This is a genomic window from Bradyrhizobium sp. UFLA05-153 (assembly GCF_054185185.1).
Genome location: NZ_JBBIAM010000330.1, coordinates 1 through 906 on the forward strand (window position 1 = coordinate 1; position 906 = coordinate 906).

Here is a 906-nt window from a genome sequence, read left to right on the forward strand (position 1 = left end):
CCCGTGCCGGACATATTGCGATAGTCCGGATGTGGCACGTTTGAGACATGCCGACTGCATCGAGCAATGTCCGAGTTTGAGAGCAAAGCGGCTTTAGTATTGCGGTTGTACGCGCTGCAATTAAGGCATGCAGCGATGTCCATCGGCCGATGCGTCTGGAGTGACGAGCATGATGTCGATAAAATTGCCGCTCTGGCTTCGCTTTTTCCTGCTTATCGGAGTCGCGGTTTTTGCCGCAGGTGCAGGTCTCCTTGGCTATCGGTACTACACCCGCCCGGCAACACTTACCGTGGCAGTCGGCTCGATTGACGGCGAGGCAGCCCAGGCAATGTCAGCCATGGCAAGCGAGCTCGCTTCAATGAATGCGCCAGTCCGGCTCAAGGTTATCGACAGCGGCACCGCGCTTGAGGCCGCTAACGCCTTCTCCGCGGGCAAGGTCGACCTGGCCGTGGTTCGCGGCGATGTCGGCGACTTGTCGCAGGCGCAAGCCGTCGTCGTCGTCAGCCATATGGTCGTACTGATCATCGCGCCGCCGGGATCGTTGATCGACGGCATGGCCAACCTGAAGGGACGCACGGTCGGCGTGGTCGGCGGAGTAGCGAACGCCAAAATTGTCGATGTGTTGACCAAGGAATATGATCTGGCGAGCGCAAAAGTTGCGTTCAAGAACCTTGCCGTGACGGATGTCCGCCAAGCCATTCAGTCAAAACAGGTCAGTGCCCTGCTTGTCACGATCCCGCTCGCCGAAAAATACCTCTCGCTCGTTCGCGGATTTTTTCAGCTCGACCATAAAAAGGTCCCGGTACTGATCCCGATCGAGTCCGCGGGAGCAATCGCAGAGAATGAACGCGCCTTTGAAAGCTTCGACGTCCCGAAGGGCACGCTGCGGGGATCGCCGCCGGTCCC

General features: G+C 58.8%; 1 protein-coding gene. It reads left to right on the top strand.

What is annotated here, in order from left to right:
- Positions 1–169: 169 nt before the first annotated feature.
- On the top strand, positions 170–906 hold a 737-nt coding region (locus Q2941_RS51720), incomplete at its 3' end, for an ABC transporter substrate-binding protein (protein WP_458197558.1).